Raw genomic sequence first — 17,499 nt, 5'->3', positions numbered from 1 at the left:
TGGCGGTCGGATGGCGTTGCAAGGGCAACGGGTACATAAGCGCTAACCCCTGCTTGCAGCGCTCTACGATGCTCCCCATGATAGACGCAACGAACAAGCGTCTGAGGGAGACAAGGCAATGAAGATCATCGTGCATATTGACGAGGCCGCAGCGTGGCAAAACGCGCTGGCCGATGCGTTTCCTGATGCCCAGGTCGTTACCAGCGATGCGCCGGCAGACCAGCGTCAAAACGCCGATTATCTGGCCGTCTGGAAAGCGCCTGCGCATCTGATCGAAGAGCAGACCCACCTTAAAGGCATTATCAACCTTGGCGCGGGCGTCGACTACCTGCTCAAAACCCCGGGCCTGCCGACGGATGTGCCCATCGTCAAGCTGCGCGATGCAGGCATGGGCGAGCTGATGGCCGACTACGTGCTTTATGGTGTGCTGCATTTTTACCGCAGCATGGACCGCTATGCCGCTCAGCAGCAGGACGCCACCTGGCAGCCGCAAGACGTCGTAGCGAAGTCTCAATGGCCAGTGGGCGTACTCGGTCTGGGGGCGATTGGCCGCTATGTAGCCGGTGCGCTACACCAGGCGGGCTTTCCGGTACTCGGCTGGAGCCGTTCACCCAAGCAGATCACAGGTGTGCACTGCTACCATGGCGATGAAGGGCTTGCCGCGCTCCTGGGTCAAGTGCAAACGGTGGTCACCATACTGCCCGATACCGCAGCCACCCGGCATATTCTTGATGCCCAGCAGCTTGCCAAGCTGCCCAAAGGGGCCAGCGTGATCAACCCCGGCCGGGGCAGCTTGATTGACGAGCAGGCACTGCTGGAAGCGCTGGGCCACAACAGCCAACCTGGCCATATCCGCGGTGCCCTGCTGGATGTCTTCGAGGCAGAGCCACTATCCGACGATCATCCACTGTGGCAACATCCCAGGGTCATCATCACGCCCCACATGGCGGCTCCCACCCCTCTCAATGACGCCATCGACCAGGTGATTGCCTACATAAAAGCGTTGGAAGCGGGTGAATCCGTGACGACCATCGATCCAGAGGCAGGTTACTGAACGCTGAAACACTCGGCTTGCTATCCTGTCCATATGACTAGCCGGTAACCCGTTGGAAACGAAGGAGAAACGTACAATGCCGTCTTCCCTCCATGATTATCAACGCCACGACGCACTACTGGTCGTCGATATGCAAAACGACTTCTGCGAAGGTGGTGCGCTGGCGATTAACGGCGGCAGCGCTCTGGTGCCGGGCATCAACGCCGAGATTGCCGCTGCCCAAGACGCTGGCGCCACTATCGTGGCTTCCCGCGACTGGCACCCAGTGGACCACGTAAGCTTTAACCACCGGGGTGGCCCCTGGCCGATTCACTGCGTTCAGGACACGCCGGGAGCGGCTTTCCACCCCGACCTCACGCTGCCCGACGAGGTCATTCGCGTCAGCAAGGCAACTGCGTTCAACGCCGATGCCTACTCGGCATTCGATGGCACGGGGCTTGGCGAGTACTTGCGCGAAAACGGTATCCAGCGCGTCGTGGTCTGCGGCCTGGCGCTGGATGTCTGTGTTCATGCCACGGTGCTTGCCGCCTGCCGTGAGGGCTTTACGACCCTGCTGCTGGAAACGCTATCCGCCGCAGCCGACCCTGGCGCCGTCGAGCGCTGCCGCCATGAAATGCAGGATGCCGGGGCCGAGGTACGCGCATGAATGAACCGTTAACGCTGAGCGTTGCAGACGAGGAGTTGGCGCTATTAACCGACCTCTACCAACTGACCATGATCCAGGCGTACTGGAAAGAGGCGATGCATGACACGCCCGCTACTTTCAGCCTGTTTTTTCGCCAGCTGCCGCCCTCACGCCGCTTTATCCTCGCCTGCGGCCAGCAACACGCCGCGGCCACGCTCAGCCAATTGCATTTTAACGCTGCGGCCATTGAAAAACTCGCTTCAACCGGACGCTTCGACGATGACTTTCTAAGCTGGCTCGCGAACTGGCGCTTTTCAGGCGATATCTGGACCGTGCCTGAAGGAACGCCCCTTTTTCCCCATCAGCCATTGCTTGAGGTGGATGCGCCGATCGCCGAAGCGCAGCTGCTCGAAAGTCTTGTCATGAACCTGGTGCAATTGGAATCCGTGCTCGCTTCCAAAGCCGCCCGCATTGTGTGGGCAGCAGGCAACCGCCCGGTCGTCGATTTTGGCATGCGCCGTATGCACGGTATCGATGCTGCCGTCCGTGGGGTCAGGGCCTATAAGGCCGCCGGACTGAGTGGCACCAGCAATGTGCTTGGTGGGCTGCGTCATGACCTGGCGCTGAATGGCACCATGGCGCATAGCTACATTCTTGCCCATGACGATGAGCCGTCGGCATTTCGAGCCTTCGCTCGTCACTACCCCAACACCACCTTGCTGGTCGACACCTACGATACCCTGCAAGGCGTCAGGCATGTGATTGACATGCTCCGCGACATACCCGATTTATCGGTGAGCGCCATTCGCCTCGACTCCGGTGACTTTGGCCAGCTTGCCAGCGAAGCCCGTGCATTGCTGGACGATGCCGGTTTCAGCCGGATCAAAATCATTGCCAGCAGCGGCCTGGATGAACATGGCATCGCCGAGCTTGTCGCCCAGAACGCCCCCATCGATGCCTTTGGCGTCGGCACCCAGATGGGCGTTTCGGCGGACGCCCCGGTCATCGACCTCTCTTACAAACTGGTTGAATACGACGCACAGCCAAGGGCTAAACACTCCCCCGGCAAGATAAACCTGCCGTCACGCAAGCAGGTTTACCGTCGGCAGGATACTGCCGGACGCTATACCGGCGACACCATTGCCCAACGCGATGAAACCGACATCGCCGGAGAACCCCTACTGAGGCCGGTGGTCAAAAACGGGGTTGTCGACCCCGACGTCATGTCGCCAGCCCAACAGGCAACCTCTCGCGTAGCGGATACGTTACCTCGTTTCCCTGCCTCGGTGACGGCATTGGAGCAAGGTGAAAGCGATTATCCGGTGGAACTGAGTGACGCCCTGAAACATCTATCGTCCACGGTGTGATAGCGCTAGGCTACCCCGTTGGCTGGACTACCGCTTGTCAGGGAGACTCTCTATGCGATGCGCTCTATATCAACATATTCAATACCCACGCTGCCTTCTCGCGGTCACGCTGTGTCTTACCGGCCTGATGACGGCCGGAGCCCAGGCGTCGCCAAGTAAGGCATTCTCAACACCGCAGCCTTTTGAGGCACAATACCGTCTCAAGGTTGACGGCTGGCCAAGTGCGACCATCACCCACCACTTGAGCCAGGAAGAAAGCCACTGGCGCAGCGATATGCGCTTCTCGATTGCCGTTATCAGTGGCGAAGAGCGCAGCCGCTTCAGCGTCGCTGACGACGCCACGCGCGCATTGCTTTATAACAGCCGCTATTCGCTGTTTGGCATCGGTAACGACTACCAGCTCAAGGAAGAACAGCTCACGACGCTTGATCGGCAAACGGCCCTGTTCGACCTTTCCCGCCGCGCGGGTAAGGAAAACTGCATTGAAGCGGCCCCCTGCGATTTACGCTTTCTTGATCACGAGGGTGAAGAGGAACACTACCGGTACTATATGGATAGCCAATCCCCGATTAGCGTTCCTGCCGGTGAGTTCGACGCGCTGAATGTTGTCATGCTCAATGCGGAAAAAAGCGATAGTGAACTTCATCTAAGCTTTCATCCGGACTGGCCGGGGCTGGTGCTTTCAGCGGAATACTTCAAAGACGGCGAGCGTGAAACGCAGATTGCCCTGACTGAATTCAGCCCAAGCGGAGGCGTCACGCCGTAAATGCTTTCCGGATTACTGATTGTTTTACTACCGCTTCTACTGGGTTACCTGGTACGTGTTCACTCGTCGCGTTGGCAGCACCGTATCAACCATGCCGTTAACAGCGCCGTTTACATCATTCTGCTGCTGATGGGCATTAGCCTGGCAGGGCTTGAAAACCTGTCCAACCAGCTTGCCAAGCTGGGCGGTAACGCCCTGCTGCTGTTCAGCATCACCACGCTGTTTAACCTGGCCGCGCTGTGGTGGCTGTCGCGCAGGGTGGCGCTGAAGACCGGCCAGTCGCCGGTGGTCAAGGATGCGCCGACCAGCAAGCTGGCGGCGATGCAGGGCTCGTTATTGTTGGTTGCCGTAGTGGCGGCTGGGGTGATAACCGGCCTGTTGGCTGGGCCGCCATTAGGTGAAGGGCTATTTTCCACGGCCGATTTGTTGGCCGAATGGGTTCTCTATGGCCTTCTTGCGCTGATCGGCTGCCAACTGCGTAACTCAGGCATGCCGCTAAAGCAGATACTGCTCAACCGATTGGGACTGGCCATTGCCGTCACCCTGGCGCTGAGTTCCCTACTGGCAGGCGTACTGGCCGCCCCGCTACTGGCGCTAAGTTGGAACGAAGGCCTCGCCATGGCCGCAGGCTTTGGCTGGTACTCGCTGTCGGCGATCCTGATTGGTGACCAATTGGGGCCACTGATGGGTGGCGTGGCGTTTTTCAACGACCTCACACGTGAGCTGCTGGCGTTCATCCTGATCCCGTTGGTGATCCACCGCCACACCGCCCTGGCCATCGGCTACGGCGGCGCCACCTCAATGGACTTCACCCTGCCCGTCATTCAACAACACGGCGGCGTGGCCTGCGTTCCCATCGCCGTGGTCAGCGGGTTCATTCTCTCGCTGCTGTCACCACCGCTGATTCTGTTCTTTCTGTCGCTGTCGGGTTAACGATGGAGGGTATTCGACGGTCAGGATCAATGGCTCTCACCTCGAGTGTCAGATCTTCTCGGCAATACGGTGGGCTAACTTATGGATAAAGGGGCCGCTAATAAAGGCGATGATCCCAGCAGCTGGCCAAGCAAGGAGCCATGCATGCATCCAAATAACCACAAAATCGGGATGAGCACCGATATTTACGTAAGTCACCCACGCCGACATAATCAGTGACAGGGTGAAAGACATCAGTAGCGCGAAAATAATTCTGTGTTTCATGGGGTGTCCTTATGAGCTTTATTTACCTGGGACAAGGCTATCAAACACCTATTACGGTAATATATGCCAATATATAAGAAACCATTTTACAGAATTGCAAAATGCGCAAACCGTCTCTGGATGATCTAAACATCTTTATCGTGGCTGCCAATCAGCACAGCCTTACCGCAGCGGCGGCAACGCTTAAGATGACGATTGCTACCGTGTCGCGACGCATAAGTGCACTGGAGGCCACGCTAGGCGTAGAGCTACTCTATCGCTCAACCAAGGGATTAACGTTAACGCCTCAGGGCGAGTCGTATTACCGCGAGTGCGAGGAACTGGTGCTCGCGCTTGATCAGCGTATTTTGGATCTGGATCAGGCGCTACATAGCCTAAGCGGTCCGTTGAAGATTATGGCGCCCGTCAATTTGGGCAGCGGGCCGCTAGATGCGTTTTGGCGACATTTTATCTATCACCACCCTGACATTGCGCTGACGATCGAACTCGATAACAACATAGTTGATATTCGCGATCACCAGGCCGATATTGCGCTTCGCTCTGGGCCACAAAAGGATTCGACGCTAATCCAGAAATACCTGGGCTACATAGAGCCGATTTTGGTGGCTTCACCGACGATGAAGCACTCTCTTCCTCATACGGTTGAAGAATTGCAGGCATGCCCCAGCGTGGCAGCAAAAATGTTTAGCGAGTGGCATTTGTTCCACCAAGCAGGTAGCCAGCACGCTTGCCATAAGAGCCATTTTCATATCAGTAACGATATGAGTATTGTGCTCAACCTCGCTAAATCGGGCGCAGGCGTCGCCTTAATGCCCGCCAGTATGGTGGCGAATAGCTTACAAAAGGGAGAGTTAATACGGGTACTCCCTGAATGGCGGGGGCGCCACAGAGAGATCTTCTTGGTCTGGCCCTACCGGCGTAGCCTTTCAGCGCGGGCCCAGTTGTTTCGCACCGAGTTAATCGAATTCCTCAGCCACCAATCCTGGTTCCACTCTGCTGATTAGACCGTCTGTTCGGAGCAGCCACACAGCGCAAGCTCTGCTGGCACCGTCACGCCAGCAGAGATCTATCAACACGTTTGGATAATGCTTAGTTAGATGCCCGCTTTAGCCGCCCGTGCCGCGTGAAGCTTCTTATAGCTTTCGATCAAGCGCTGGTGGCGCTCAAGGCCTTCCAACTGCATGTTGGTCGGCGTTAGGCCATGGAAGCGCACGGCGCCTTCCACCGAGCCCACCACCGCTTCCATGGTGGCTTCGCCGAACATGCGCTGGAAGTTGGGCAGGTAATCATCCAGTTCCAGCTCGTCATCCAGGGCGATTTCCAGCACCGCGTTCACTGCCTGGTAGAACAGACCACGTTCGACGGTGTTGTCGTTGTACTGGAGGAACATCTGCACGCAGTCCAGCGCCTCTTCATGACGCTGAAGCGCCAGATAGACCAGCAGTTTCAGCTCCAGAATGGTCAACTGCCCCCAAACGGTGTTCTCGTCAAACTCGACGCCGATCAGCGTGATGATATCGGCGTGATCGTCCATCTGGCTGTCTTCCAGTCGTTCGACCAGATCGGTGAGTTGATCGTCATCCAGGCGGTGCAGGTTGAGAATATCCTCGCGGTAATCCAGCGCCTTGTTGGTGTTGTCCCAGATCAGATCCTCGATGGGATAAACCTCGGAGTAGCCCGGCACCAAAATGCGGCAAACCGGCGCGCCCAGATCCTCGTGCACCGCCATATATACTTCGGCACCCAGCTCTTCAAAGATACCAAACAGCGTCTCGGCTTCTTCCTGGTTGGTGCCGGAGAAGTCCCACTCGCTGAACTCAAAGTCGGGCTTGGCGCTAAAGAAACGCCAGGAAACCACACCTACCGAGTCGATAAAGTGCTCAACGAAGTTGTTCGGCTCGGCCACGGTTTGCGAGTTGAAGGTCGGTAGCGGTAGATCGTTCAAGCCCTCGAAGCTGCGGCCCTGGAGCAACTCAGTCAGGCTGCGCTCCAGCGCCACTTCAAAGCTTGGGTGGGCGCCAAAGGAGGCAAAAACGCCGCCGGTACGCGGGTTCATCAGCGTGACGCACATCACCGGGAACTGCCCGCCCATGGAGGCATCTTTGACCAGCACCGGAAAGCCTTGGGCTTCCAAAGCGTTAATGCCTTCGACAATGCTGGGGTACTTCGCCAGCACCTCCTGCGGTACATCCGGCAGGGTCAACTCCTGTTCGAGGATTTCACGCTTGACCGCTCGCTCGAAGATTTCCGACAGGCACTGCACCTGGGCTTCCACCAGGGTATTGCCCGCGCTCATACCGTTACTGAGGAACAGGTTTTCAATCAGGTTGGACGGAAAGTAAACAGTCTCGCCATCGGACTGACGCACATAAGGCAGCGAGACAATCCCCCGGTCTTCGCGACCCGAGTTGGTATCGATCAGATTAGAGCCGCACAGCTCGCCTTCCGGGTTGTAGATCGCCAGACAGTGCTCGTCGAGAATCTCCGCAGGCAGTTCGTCGTTAGGGCCCGGCTGGAACCACTTCTCATTGGGGTAGTGAACAAAGTCACTGCCCGCCATCTCTTCCCCGAAAAACTGGTCGTTGTAAAAGAAGTTGCAGCTCAAACGCTCGATAAATTCGCCCAACGCCGAACATAGCGCACTCTCTTTGGTGGCGCCTTTGCCGTTGGTAAAGCACATGGGAGCAGCCGCATCGCGGATGTGCAGTGACCAGACGTGGGGCACAATATTGCGCCAGGAAGCGATCTCGATCTTCATGCCCAGGTCAGCGAAAAGTGCGCTCATATTAGCGATGGTCTGCTCCAGCGGCAGATCCTTGCCTTCAATATAGGTACTGCTGCCTTCCGGCGCGCCCATCAGCAACGCCTGGGCGTCCTCGTCGATGTTCTCGACCACCTCGATCTGAAATTCAGGGCCGGTCTGGACGACTTTCTTCACCGTACAGCGATCGATGGAGCGCAGCATGCCCTCGCGATCCTTGTCGGAGATATCCTCCGGCAATTCGACCTGAATCTTGAAAATCTGCTTATAGCGGTTTTCCGGGTCGACGATGTTATTTTGCGACAGGCGAATGTTCTCGGTGGGAATGTTCCGCGCGTTGCAGTACACCTTGACGAAGTAAGCCGCGCACATGGCCGACGAGGCCAGGAAGTAGTCAAACGGGCCAGGCGCCGAGCCGTCGCCCTTGTAGCGAATCGGCTGGTCGGAGATAACGTTAAAGTCGTCGAACTTGGCCTCCAGGCGGAGGTTGTCGAGGTAGTTGACTTTGATTTCCATGAACGGGCACCCGGAGTGGTAAATGTCTAAAGGCCGTAAGCTGATTGGTGGCCATTATCCAGTTTTTTACCCGCTTCGTCTTGGGCAGTCTCCCGAATAATCTATTCAACGTCGATGGTGGGAAAGCGTTGCACTCTGCCACCCAAGGCATCACATCAGGCAGCCCAAAGCCCATGAGAAACTCGAGCCATCCCATGATTGTTCGATGGCGCCCTGATCGCTAACGACGTGGCCAACGATGAGCATCACTTCAGAGCCAGGCATTAATCGTCAGAGACCAGCACCTGTTGAAACAGAATTTTCTCAAACTGCTCCATCGGCTCAACAGACTTGAGCGTTTTGGCCCGCAGAATCGCGCCTTCCCAGCCCGAGAGAATAAAGCTGGCCAGATGATCGGCAGGCAGGGCCGCACTGAGTTCGCCGGCCTTTTGAGCGTCCTGCAGGCAAGCGACAAAATATTGTTCCCAGCGCTGGAAAACGCGATCCAGAGCATCGCGAAAGGTATCGCTTTGCCCGGAAAGCTCCTGCCCAAGGTTGCCAATCAGACAGCCGGTCGTATGGTTGCAATCGCACATATACTCACGACCCGCCGCAAAATAGCGTCTTAGCCGTTCAAGCGCAGGCATCGTGGTGTCTTCCAGAAGCTCGGCAAGCTGGGCGTCATAGGCCGTTGCAAACTTATCGATCACCGCCAGACCGAACGCCTCTTTGCTCGAGAAATAGTGGTAGAAGGATCCCTTCGGCACGCCGCAGGTTTTTAAAACGGCATTGATGCCCGTGGCATTATAGCCGTGCTGACCAATCAGTTCGGCACCGGTCTCAATGAGCTTGTCGCGCGTAGCGGTATTTTTCATATCATTAAAGTAGACCAGTCAGTCTATTGTTAGCAAATAAAGTGTCAGCCAAGTAGTCTTGAGCCACGTTACGGCGATAAAGGCGCTTCGCAAGGCGAGTTGCACGCAATTTACACATTGCTTACCTAATCGCTGCGTGACATAGGGTGATGCTAGCATGATACGCCCCAATAGCTCTAAGTTTCGATTTCGGCCAATGGATAACCCGCGACCATGACAGATCATCAACCACTATCACCATCACAACATGGTCGCATTCGGCTAAGCGCAGTGGTTGCGCTATTTGTTTTGATAGGTGGTGCGGCGCTGGCATGGTGGATCGTCACTCAGCCCCCGCGTATCGAGCGCCAGCCCCCGCCCGAACCCTCGCCACCACTGGTCGATGTGGTCAGCGTATCATCCGCCGCCCGTTCCCCTGACCTGCAAGGCTTTGGCCGCGTTGAGGCCGAGCAGGCAACCATGCTCGCCAGCCGGGTCGACGGCCAGCTCGAACGGTTCGCAGAAGGTGTCATGCCTGGGCGGGTGATCGAAAAGGATGCCCCCGTCGCGTATATCGACCAGGCCGACCTACAGTTGGCACTGGAAGATGCCGAGGCTCAGTTAGCCGATGCCCAGGCGCAGTTGTCACTTGAACAGGCGGAGCAGCAACGCGCCCGCAGTGAGTATGAGTCTTTCGGACGCCAGCTTTCCGCCGAGCGCCGGGGATTGGTCCTCCGCGAGCCACAGTTGCGCCAAGCCCAGGCGCTGGTTGCCCAGGCACGCGTTGCCCGCGACCAGGCCGCGCTTAACCTGGACCGAGCCACCCTGCGCTCGCCCTGGGAGGCGATGGTGCAGGAGCGCCTCGTCGGCGCGGGCAGCCTGCTGAGCCAGGGCACCGAGGTGTTGCATCTGGTGGGCGTCGACCAGTTCTGGGTGCGCGCCTCGCTACCCGGCGAATGGCTTGACTGGCTGCAGGAAGGCAGCCGTGTCAGCTTGTCGAGCAGCGGGTGGCCGGCAGGCGAGCAGCGCGAAGGAACACTGGTCTCGATTCTTCCCGCGCTGGAAGAAAACGGCCTGCAGGCGCAGCTACTGATTGCCGTTGATGATCCGCTGGCGCTTAACACCCAAGGTCCGGCCCTGCGCCTTGGCGATGTGCTGCGCGTCTCGTTTACCACCCGCACCAGGCCGGATCTCATCGCCGTGCCCTCCGCCGCGCTGCGTCCCGGCGAACAGGTGTGGTGGGTCGACGCCGATGACCGCCTGCAGCGTAGCCAGGTCACGCTCGCCTACCGCGGCCAGGATCAGGCATTGGTCAGTAGCGGTCTGGCCGACGGCCGACGCGTCGTGACAGCAGGGTTGGCCCAGCCCAGGGAAGGCCAGCACGTTCGTATCCGACAACGCGGCGACATACCCTCGGACGACAACGGGGGTGACAGCTGATGCTGCGTAAAGGCCCCCTGGCGTGGATGGTCGACCATGGCGTTGCACCAAACCTGCTGATGATCCTGTTTATTGTCGGCGGGCTCATGGCGTCGCTGGCAATCAAGAAGGAGATCTTCCCGGAATTTGAGACTGAAGTGGTCCAGGTCACCATCAGCTACCCGGGCGCCACGCCGGAAGATATCGAACAGAGCCTGCTGCTGCCCGTTGAGGCCGCCATTTCCGACGTCGAAGGCATCGATGAACTGACATCCAGCGCCAGCGAGGGTAGCGCCAACGTCAGCGCCACACTCGTGGATGGCATCGACGTGATGCGCGCCTATCAGGATATTCAGCAGTCGGTTAATGCGATCACGACGCTGCCCAACGCCGCTGACCCGCCCCGCTTCACCCTGGCCGGTCGTGCGCGAAGCGTATTGAGCCTGCAGGTTTACGGTCAGACCGACTTGGGCACGCTCCACGATGCCGCGGAAAACGTCCGGGCCGAACTACAGGCCACCGACGGCCTTTCCCGTGCCGAACTATCGGGGAATCGCGCCCGGGAAATCCAGGTGCTGCTGGATGACGAAGCCATTGAACGCTACGGCCTGGATCATCAGGCATTGGCCAGCGTGATTGGTGAGGAAGCGCTGGACCTGGCCAGCGGCCAGCTGACCACCAACGAAGGTGAATGGCTGGTGCGCTACCAGGGGCGACGAAACAGCGCCGATGCCTTCGCCGAGCTGCCGGTTCTCACCAGCTCCCAGGGTATGCCAATTCGACTAGGCGATATCGCCGACGTACGCGAGGGGTTTGCCGAAACCGACCGGGAGGAGTTTTATAACGGCCAACCCGGCCTCTCGGTGGATGTTTATCAGATTGGCGACCAAACACCGACCAGCATTTCAGAAGCCGTCAACGGCGAGCTTGAACGCCTGCGTGCCGGGCTACCCGAAGGTGTCAGTCTGGATGTTTCCCGGGACAGCTCCGAGGTCTACGAAGACCGGTTGAGCCTGCTGCTGAAAAACGCATGGATGGGCCTGGCGTTGGTCCTGGTCTTGATGGCGCTGTTTTTGGAAGCGCGCTTGGCTTTCTGGGTCACGCTTGGGATCCCCACGGCATTCCTGGGCGCGATGCTATTCCTTCCCTGGATCGGCGTATCGCTGAACATGATATCGATGTTCGCGTTTATCATCGCGCTGGGGATTGTGGTCGACGACGCCATCATGGTGGGTGAAAACATCTACAGCTACCGTGAAGAGGGCTATTCGCTGCGCGATGCAGCGGTCAAGGGTGCCCGGGAAATCGCTACGCCACTGACCTTTGCGATTCTTTCCAACATCGTCGCTTTTCTACCTCTGTTGTTCTTGCCTGGCTTCCTGGGGCTGATTTTTGCGACCGTCCCGGTAGTGGTCATCACCGTCTTCTTGATTTCCTGGGCCGAAGCGCTGTTTATTCTGCCCGCGCACCTGGCCCATAGCCGTAAACCCCGCCAGACACCCACCTGGCAACGCCCGCTGGAAGCCTTGCGCCAACACATGCAAGGCGGGCTTCATCACTTTACCTATCATCAGTTCGAGCCCTTTCTGCAGCGGGCGCTCAATGTCCGCTGGCTGACCGTCGCGCTGGGAATCGTCATCTTGCTGGTGACGCTTGCCTGGAGCATGAGCGGGCGGCTTGGTTTCTCGCTGATGCCTCGGGTCGAATCCGATGAGGTCGAGGCCAGCGTCACACTGCCCATTGGCAGTCATATCAGCGTTAGCCGCGAACTCAGCCAACAGCTATTGGAGGCTGGCGATCAACTGAGTCAACGTGAGGAGTCTCTCCACTTCAGCAGCACCCACACCCGCCTGGACGGCGAGAGCCTGCAGGTAGAATTGGAGATTGCGCCAGAAAGCCTGGAGGACTGGCCGCCTTCGCGAGTTGCCCGGGAGTGGCGCGAGCTAACCGGCGATTTACTTGGCGCGCAATCGGTGCGCTTTGCTTCAGATGCAGGCGGGCCGGGTAGCGGTGCAGCGCTTAGCTTACGCCTGTCACACCCTGACACCCAGGTGCTCGAAGGAGCGGCCAACCAATTGGCCGATTCACTGGGCAACTATGGTTTGATCGATATCGACAGCGGCCTGGGCGATGGTAAACCGCAGCTTGAAATGCGCCTTTCCTCCGAAGGACGCTCGCTGGGCCTTACCGGCAGCGATCTGGCCCAAGCCCTGCGCGGCCCCCTCCAGGGTGCCACGGCCCTGGAGCAGTTTGTCGGGCGCAGCGAAGTCAGCGTCGAGGTACGCCTGCCCGAAGAAAACCGCAATAGTCTGAACGAACTCTACCGCCTGCCGGTACGCACACCCGACGGCCTCAGCGTGCCGCTTTCCCGGGTCGCCGACATCTCGCTGAGCCAGGCCTCCAGTGGCCTTGAGCGGATTAATGGCCGGCGGGTTATCACCGTCACTGCGGATGCCGAGGATGACCTGCCCATCAACCAGGTAATGGCCACCCTTCAGACGGATGTTTTCCCCGACCTGGAAACCAACTGGCCGGGGCTTGACGTCACCCTGGGCGGGCGCCAGCAGGATACCGCCGACAACCTCGCTACGCTTCGCACCTCCATGTGGTTGATGATGGCCGCGCTTTATGCGCTGCTGGCGATCCCGTTCAAAAGCTATCTGCAACCGCTGCTGGTGATGGCCGCGATCCCGTTTGGTATCGTCGGCGCGATTGGCGGGCATATGCTGATGGGCTTCGGACTGTCGATCATCAGCCTGCTCGGCATGCTGGCGCTCTCGGGTGTGGTGATCAACGATGCGCTGGTGCTGATCGATTTTGCCAACCGCAAGCGGCGCGAAGGCATGGCGGCGCGCGAAGCCATCGTCACCGCCGCCACCCGCCGCCTGCGCCCCATCATGATGACCACACTAACCACGTTTTTGGGGCTGGCGCCGATGATAATGGAAACCTCCCGGCAGGCTCGCTTCATGATTCCCATGGCGATTTCGCTGGGCTTTGGCATGCTTTTCGCCACGCTGATTCTGCTGATTCTGGTACCGTGCCTCTACCTCAGCCTCGAGAATCTGCGCGAGCGGTTACGTACGCCGCCGCAGCCGCATTCAGCAGGAGTTAGCTAATGTCGTTGACCTCGTTGCGCTCAACCCTGGGCGGCTTTCGCTGGCGTTTCTCGCGGCTGGGACTGAAGCTGTTCCTGATCATCCTGAGCGTTAACGTGGCGATTTCCGCGGGCGCCTTTCTGGCCGTCTCGTACAGCATTGACCGGGGATTTCTTGAGTATCTTAACCAGGCCCAGGAGCGGCGGGCCACCTTGCTGGCCGACAGCCTGGTGACGCGTTGGCAGCCCCGGCAAAGCTGGGCGTGGCTCGAACGCTCACCGGAACGCTGGCCGATGGTCGTACGCCACGCCCTGGGCCAAGAGCACCGTGACCGTCCAAGTCCACTCGGCGAGGCACAGGACTTTGTGCTGCGCGATGCCGATGAACGTTTTGTGATCCCGCCCCATAATGCCAGTCAGAGCAACTGGCACTGGCTCACGCTACGCAGCGACGACGAAGAGATCGGGGAGCTCGGGTTTCGCCCTCCCCAACAAGTCATGGAACGCATGGAAAACCGCTTCCTTGAACGTCAGCAGCGCAACCTGGTTATTATCGTTCTCTCGCTGGGTGTCGCCTCCTTGTTGTTGGCCGGTGGGCTCTCCTGGTGGCTGGGACGACGCACTCGGGCCCTTGCCACCGCCACCCGGCGCTTGACCGAAGGTGATTATCACAGCCGACTGCCCGAGCGTGGTCGCGACGAGCTTTCGCTATTGGCCCGCGACTTCAATGTCCTGGCTGCCACCCTGGAAGCGAGCCGCAATGCCCGGGCCCGCTGGGTCTCAGACACCGCCCACGAGCTACGTACCCCGCTGGCGGTGCTGCGCGGTGAGATCGAAGCCATGCAGGATGGGATTCGTCCGCTGAACCAGGAAAGCCTCGGGTCCCTCGGCCAGGAAGTGGATCAGTTGGAGCGGCTGGTCGCCGACCTGCGTCTGCTTTCCCAAAGCGATGCCGGCGCACTGGATATTCAGTTGGCGCCGATGAATCTTAGCGATGCGCTGGCGGGTCGCCTGGAAGATGCCGAACGCTGGCTGACGGACAGCGACATGAGTCTGACCCAACAGATCACCCCCGAGATAATGATTCGCGGCGATGCCCAGCGACTGCGCCAACTATGGGATAACCTGATGGATAACAGCTGTGCCTATACCAGCGCCCCGGGTTCACTCAACGTCACCCTGGCCCAAGACGGCAACGAGGCCGTGGTCAACTGGCAAGACAGTGCGCCAGGCGTGCCCGATAGCGAGCTTGAGCGCCTCACTGAACGACTTTATCGGGTCGAAGGCTCGCGCAGCCGCTCTAGCGGCGGCAGCGGTCTTGGCCTGTCGATCGCCAGTGCCCTGGTACATGCCCATGGTGGCAGTCTTTCGGCCTCTCATTCGACGCTGGGTGGATTATGCTGGACACTACGTTTCCCGTTGCTGAACGCTAACCATTAATCCGGTCCTTTTTCTTCAAGCGAGCTTGCCATGATGGATACCCCCTCTTTACTGGTCGTGGAAGACGAGCCAAAAATTGCCCGTCTGATGGCAGACTACCTGACCACCCATGGCTTCGAGGTGACCACCCTCGACCATGGCGATCATGTGGTACCGTGGATTGAAAAGCAGGTTCCCCGCCTTATCCTGCTCGACCTCATGCTGCCCGGCAAAGACGGCCTGACGCTATGTCGTGAAATCCGCCATCAATGGCCACATATCGCGATTATCATGGTGACCGCCAAGGTCGAGGAAGTGGATCGCCTACTGGGGCTGGAACTGGGGGCCGACGACTACATATGCAAGCCGTTCAGCCCGCGCGAAGTGGTTGCCCGTGTCAAGGCGGTACTGCGGCGAAGCCAGGCGGCGGCCGACACCACCCCGCAAGCGGCGAGCAACGCGCTGGTAACGCTTGATGAAGACGGCTGGCAAGCCCTGGCACAGGGCCACGACCTGGGTCTCACGGCGGTGGAGTTCCAATTGCTGCGGGTGATGATGCAGGCGCCGGGGCGCATCTTCAGCCGCGAGCAGTTGATGGATCACATGTACCGAGACAACCGGATCGTTTCGGAGCGCACCGTGGACAGCCACATCAAGAAGCTGCGCAAGAAAATCCACGAAGCGCTCCCCGAGCAGGAAATCATCCGCTCGGTGTATGGCGTCGGCTACAAATACCAGCCCGAAGGTTAGCGGTACGCACTCCTCAGGGGGAAACCTGGTCGTTGAGGAACGCAATCCCCGCCTCTATGGCGCCGCCACGCAGCAGAAAGCTGGCGAAATGGCCACGCCCATGCAGCAGGTAGAGCTCGCTTTCCACGCCGTTGTCGATCAGCGCTTGATAAAAGTCTTCCGCATGATCCACCGGCACTAGTTGATCCCAGGTGCCGTGGAAGATAAAAAACGGCGGCGCTTCCGACGTTATCTGGCGCTCGGGGGAAGCGAGACGGTAAGCCTGATTTTTTTCAGCGAGGGTACCACCGATAAAGTCGACCACCAGGCGCCCGTCATCAAACTTGAGCAAATCACTGGGCAGGCCACCGGCCAGCACGGCGGCCAAGCGAGCATGCTCTCCGCCATAGGGTTCCGCAAGCGGCCCTTGCGACCCGGCCAGCGCCAGCAGGCTCACCAGGTGCGCGCCGGATGAAAAACCTACGCCCACGATGCGCTGCGTATCCACTTGCCACTCATCCGCGTTGGCGTGAATCCAGGTCATCGCCTGCTGCAGGTCATGCAACTGCGCGGGAAACTGGTAGCTCGGCGCAAAACGATGCTCGATATTCACTGTCACGTAGCCTTGCGCGGCCAGCTGCTCGGCAATCCCCTGCATATCTTCAGGGCCACGATTGCGCCACCCCCCGCCGTGGACAATCAGCGCCGCGGGGCGACGGGTCTGGGTAGGCGAATGCGGCAAATAGACCTCGGCATTGAGCGCCTCAGGCCATGCATCGGGTGTATAGGGGGTAGGCGGAAGGCGCTTATAGGACAACGCCTGACGCGCACCTTCGTCCGCGCCGCTGGCGGGCTCACCTTGGCTGGCAAGATGGGTGACACCGCAGCTGCTTAACAGCAACGCCAAGGCACTCACAGCGCTACAGCGTCGTAAGCAAGACCACCGCGATATATGCAACACAGCATTTCTCCTTGAACAATCCCCCGACCCCCCAGCGAGCCTACCAAGATCACGATTATTGCACACTCCCTGCAAAGGGTTTGCACCCGGACGGACAATACTGACAACGTCCACCCATCAGGAGATACGTCATGACCCTTTCACTCCGTCAATTCGTTGCCCCGGCGCTGTTCGTCGCCGCCTTGTTGCCATTAGCCGCGACCGCCCAGGCGGATCATCACGACGGCGAGAAGCCTCACCATGACCGCGAGCGCATGGAAGAGAGAATGGAAGAACACCGTCAGGACGTTTATGAACGCGCGGCGCTCAGCGACGATAAACAACAAGCACTTAACGAGGCCCACGACACATTTCGCAATGAAATGAAAAACGTTCGCGACGCCCACCAAGCACGCATGGCCGAGATTCTGACCGAGGACGAGCAGGAAGCGCTGCGCGACGCCATGCACGAGGCCCGTGAAGAGTACCGTGAGGAGTACCGGGAAGCCCAAGGTAAACGTCATCACGATGAGGAAAAAACTAGCCAATAAGCGCGTTTATTTAACGTCTAATACGCTTAATGCCCGGTTCTACCGGGCATTTCTATTTCTATCCTGATCATACAAGGAGGTTGATCACCCCGGGATCGGCCATGTACCGATCAAGGAAGCGACACGGGGAGTTGAAAGACAGACTTGAAGGGAAAGGGTAAAGCGCGTATTTTATTTGAACGTTCATTCAAAATAAAATTGCTTGATCGCATTTCCATCATTGTC

Annotated in this window: 15 protein-coding genes; 11 read left to right on the top strand and 4 right to left on the bottom strand. The window is 58.7% G+C overall.

Features of this window, described 5'->3' with window-relative positions:
* Positions 1 to 118 precede the first annotated feature (118 nt).
* The 5 genes from B7L15_RS00850 (at position 119) to B7L15_RS00830 (ending at position 4,745) form a co-directional block, all read left to right on the top strand.
* Entirely contained in the window at positions 119 to 1,054 is a 936-nt protein-coding gene (locus tag B7L15_RS00850) for a 2-hydroxyacid dehydrogenase (protein ID WP_085917158.1), read from the top strand.
* 76 nt (positions 1,055 to 1,130) lie between these two features.
* Positions 1,131 to 1,700: a nicotinamidase gene (locus B7L15_RS00845; RefSeq protein WP_085917157.1), complete on the top strand. Its 570-nt coding sequence runs from the start codon at positions 1,131 to 1,133 to the stop codon at positions 1,698 to 1,700.
* Positions 1,697 to 3,046, top strand: a complete 1,350-nt coding sequence (locus B7L15_RS00840; RefSeq protein WP_085917156.1) for a nicotinate phosphoribosyltransferase — start codon at positions 1,697 to 1,699, stop codon at positions 3,044 to 3,046. Before B7L15_RS00845 ends, B7L15_RS00840 begins: the two co-directional genes overlap by 4 nt.
* Before the next feature lie 52 nt (positions 3,047 to 3,098).
* The gene (locus B7L15_RS00835) at positions 3,099 to 3,812 is read left to right on the top strand and encodes a hypothetical protein (RefSeq protein WP_254902819.1); all 714 of its coding nucleotides are present in this window, start codon (positions 3,099 to 3,101) and stop codon (positions 3,810 to 3,812) included.
* Positions 3,813 to 4,745, top strand: coding sequence for a lysine exporter LysO family protein (locus B7L15_RS00830; protein WP_085917155.1), 933 nt, complete (start codon positions 3,813 to 3,815; stop codon positions 4,743 to 4,745).
* Positions 4,746 to 4,793: 48 nt separating this feature from the next.
* Here the strand turns inward: B7L15_RS00830 and B7L15_RS00825 are convergent, their stop codons facing one another.
* On the bottom strand, positions 4,794 to 5,009 hold the full coding sequence (locus B7L15_RS00825; protein ID WP_085917154.1) for a DUF2798 domain-containing protein: 216 nt from the start codon (positions 5,007 to 5,009) through the stop codon (positions 4,794 to 4,796).
* Positions 5,010 to 5,110: 101 nt separating this feature from the next.
* Here B7L15_RS00825 and B7L15_RS00820 point away from each other — a divergent pair, with 101 nt between their 5' ends.
* Entirely contained in the window at positions 5,111 to 6,013 is a 903-nt protein-coding gene (locus B7L15_RS00820) for a LysR family transcriptional regulator (RefSeq protein WP_085917153.1), read from the top strand.
* A gap of 89 nt (positions 6,014 to 6,102) precedes the next feature.
* Here B7L15_RS00820 and B7L15_RS00815 read toward each other — a convergent pair whose 3' ends face one another.
* Positions 6,103 to 8,286 carry an OsmC domain/YcaO domain-containing protein gene (locus tag B7L15_RS00815; protein WP_085917152.1) on the bottom strand — a complete coding sequence of 728 codons (2,184 nt, stop codon included), beginning with the start codon at positions 8,284 to 8,286 and terminating at the stop codon, positions 6,103 to 6,105.
* A 263-nt stretch (positions 8,287 to 8,549) separates the two neighbouring features.
* Positions 8,550 to 9,140: a TetR/AcrR family transcriptional regulator gene (locus B7L15_RS00810; RefSeq protein WP_085917151.1), complete on the bottom strand. Its 591-nt coding sequence runs from the start codon at positions 9,138 to 9,140 to the stop codon at positions 8,550 to 8,552.
* A gap of 213 nt (positions 9,141 to 9,353) precedes the next feature.
* Here B7L15_RS00810 and B7L15_RS00805 point away from each other — a divergent pair, with 213 nt between their 5' ends.
* From B7L15_RS00805 to B7L15_RS00790, 4 genes are read left to right on the top strand one after another with little or no spacing between them, the layout of a single operon-like run.
* Positions 9,354 to 10,559 (top strand): efflux RND transporter periplasmic adaptor subunit, encoded by a 1,206-nt coding sequence (locus B7L15_RS00805; RefSeq protein ID WP_085917150.1) that lies wholly within the window; start codon positions 9,354 to 9,356, stop codon positions 10,557 to 10,559.
* Entirely contained in the window at positions 10,559 to 13,657 is a 3,099-nt protein-coding gene (locus B7L15_RS00800; protein WP_085917149.1) for an efflux RND transporter permease subunit, read from the top strand. The genes B7L15_RS00805 and B7L15_RS00800 overlap by 1 nt, the downstream gene beginning before the upstream one ends.
* Positions 13,657 to 15,075, top strand: coding sequence for an ATP-binding protein (locus B7L15_RS00795; protein ID WP_085917148.1), 1,419 nt, complete (start codon positions 13,657 to 13,659; stop codon positions 15,073 to 15,075). The genes B7L15_RS00800 and B7L15_RS00795 overlap by 1 nt, the downstream gene beginning before the upstream one ends.
* Before the next feature lie 30 nt (positions 15,076 to 15,105).
* On the top strand, positions 15,106 to 15,804 hold the full coding sequence (locus B7L15_RS00790; protein WP_085917147.1) for a response regulator: 699 nt from the start codon (positions 15,106 to 15,108) through the stop codon (positions 15,802 to 15,804).
* A 13-nt stretch (positions 15,805 to 15,817) separates the two neighbouring features.
* Here the strand turns inward: B7L15_RS00790 and B7L15_RS00785 are convergent, their stop codons facing one another.
* The gene (locus B7L15_RS00785) at positions 15,818 to 16,690 is read right to left on the bottom strand and encodes an alpha/beta hydrolase (protein ID WP_254902818.1); all 873 of its coding nucleotides are present in this window, start codon (positions 16,688 to 16,690) and stop codon (positions 15,818 to 15,820) included.
* A 185-nt stretch (positions 16,691 to 16,875) separates the two neighbouring features.
* Here B7L15_RS00785 and B7L15_RS00780 point away from each other — a divergent pair, with 185 nt between their 5' ends.
* On the top strand, positions 16,876 to 17,274 hold the full coding sequence (locus B7L15_RS00780) for a hypothetical protein (protein ID WP_085917145.1): 399 nt from the start codon (positions 16,876 to 16,878) through the stop codon (positions 17,272 to 17,274).
* Positions 17,275 to 17,499 lie beyond the last annotated feature (225 nt).

The sequence above is a fragment of the Halomonas sp. CSM-2 genome (assembly GCF_002119345.1).
GTDB classification, from domain to species: Bacteria; Pseudomonadota; Gammaproteobacteria; order Pseudomonadales; family Halomonadaceae; genus Vreelandella; species Vreelandella janggokensis.
The sequence above is the reverse complement of the archived record's forward strand: the minus strand, read 5'-3'. Positions and strand labels throughout refer to the sequence as shown.

What these genes read in the sequence shown, in the direction of transcription:
- B7L15_RS00850 (WP_085917158.1), top strand. Translation starts at nt 119, where the DNA reads ATGAAGATCATCGTGCATATTGACGAGGCCGCAGCGTGGCAAAACGCG.
- B7L15_RS00845 (WP_085917157.1), top strand. Translation starts at nt 1,131, where the DNA reads ATGCCGTCTTCCCTCCATGATTATCAACGCCACGACGCACTACTGGTC.
- B7L15_RS00840 (WP_085917156.1), top strand. Translation starts at nt 1,697, where the DNA reads ATGAATGAACCGTTAACGCTGAGCGTTGCAGACGAGGAGTTGGCGCTA.
- B7L15_RS00835 (WP_254902819.1), top strand. Translation starts at nt 3,099, where the DNA reads ATGCGATGCGCTCTATATCAACATATTCAATACCCACGCTGCCTTCTC.
- B7L15_RS00830 (WP_085917155.1), top strand. Translation starts at nt 3,813, where the DNA reads ATGCTTTCCGGATTACTGATTGTTTTACTACCGCTTCTACTGGGTTAC.
- B7L15_RS00825 (WP_085917154.1), bottom strand. Translation starts at nt 5,009, where the DNA reads ATGAAACACAGAATTATTTTCGCGCTACTGATGTCTTTCACCCTGTCA.
- B7L15_RS00820 (WP_085917153.1), top strand. Translation starts at nt 5,111, where the DNA reads ATGCGCAAACCGTCTCTGGATGATCTAAACATCTTTATCGTGGCTGCC.
- B7L15_RS00815 (WP_085917152.1), bottom strand. Translation starts at nt 8,286, where the DNA reads ATGGAAATCAAAGTCAACTACCTCGACAACCTCCGCCTGGAGGCCAAG.
- B7L15_RS00810 (WP_085917151.1), bottom strand. Translation starts at nt 9,140, where the DNA reads ATGAAAAATACCGCTACGCGCGACAAGCTCATTGAGACCGGTGCCGAA.
- B7L15_RS00805 (WP_085917150.1), top strand. Translation starts at nt 9,354, where the DNA reads ATGACAGATCATCAACCACTATCACCATCACAACATGGTCGCATTCGG.
- B7L15_RS00800 (WP_085917149.1), top strand. Translation starts at nt 10,559, where the DNA reads ATGCTGCGTAAAGGCCCCCTGGCGTGGATGGTCGACCATGGCGTTGCA.
- B7L15_RS00795 (WP_085917148.1), top strand. Translation starts at nt 13,657, where the DNA reads ATGTCGTTGACCTCGTTGCGCTCAACCCTGGGCGGCTTTCGCTGGCGT.
- B7L15_RS00790 (WP_085917147.1), top strand. Translation starts at nt 15,106, where the DNA reads ATGATGGATACCCCCTCTTTACTGGTCGTGGAAGACGAGCCAAAAATT.
- B7L15_RS00780 (WP_085917145.1), top strand. Translation starts at nt 16,876, where the DNA reads ATGACCCTTTCACTCCGTCAATTCGTTGCCCCGGCGCTGTTCGTCGCC.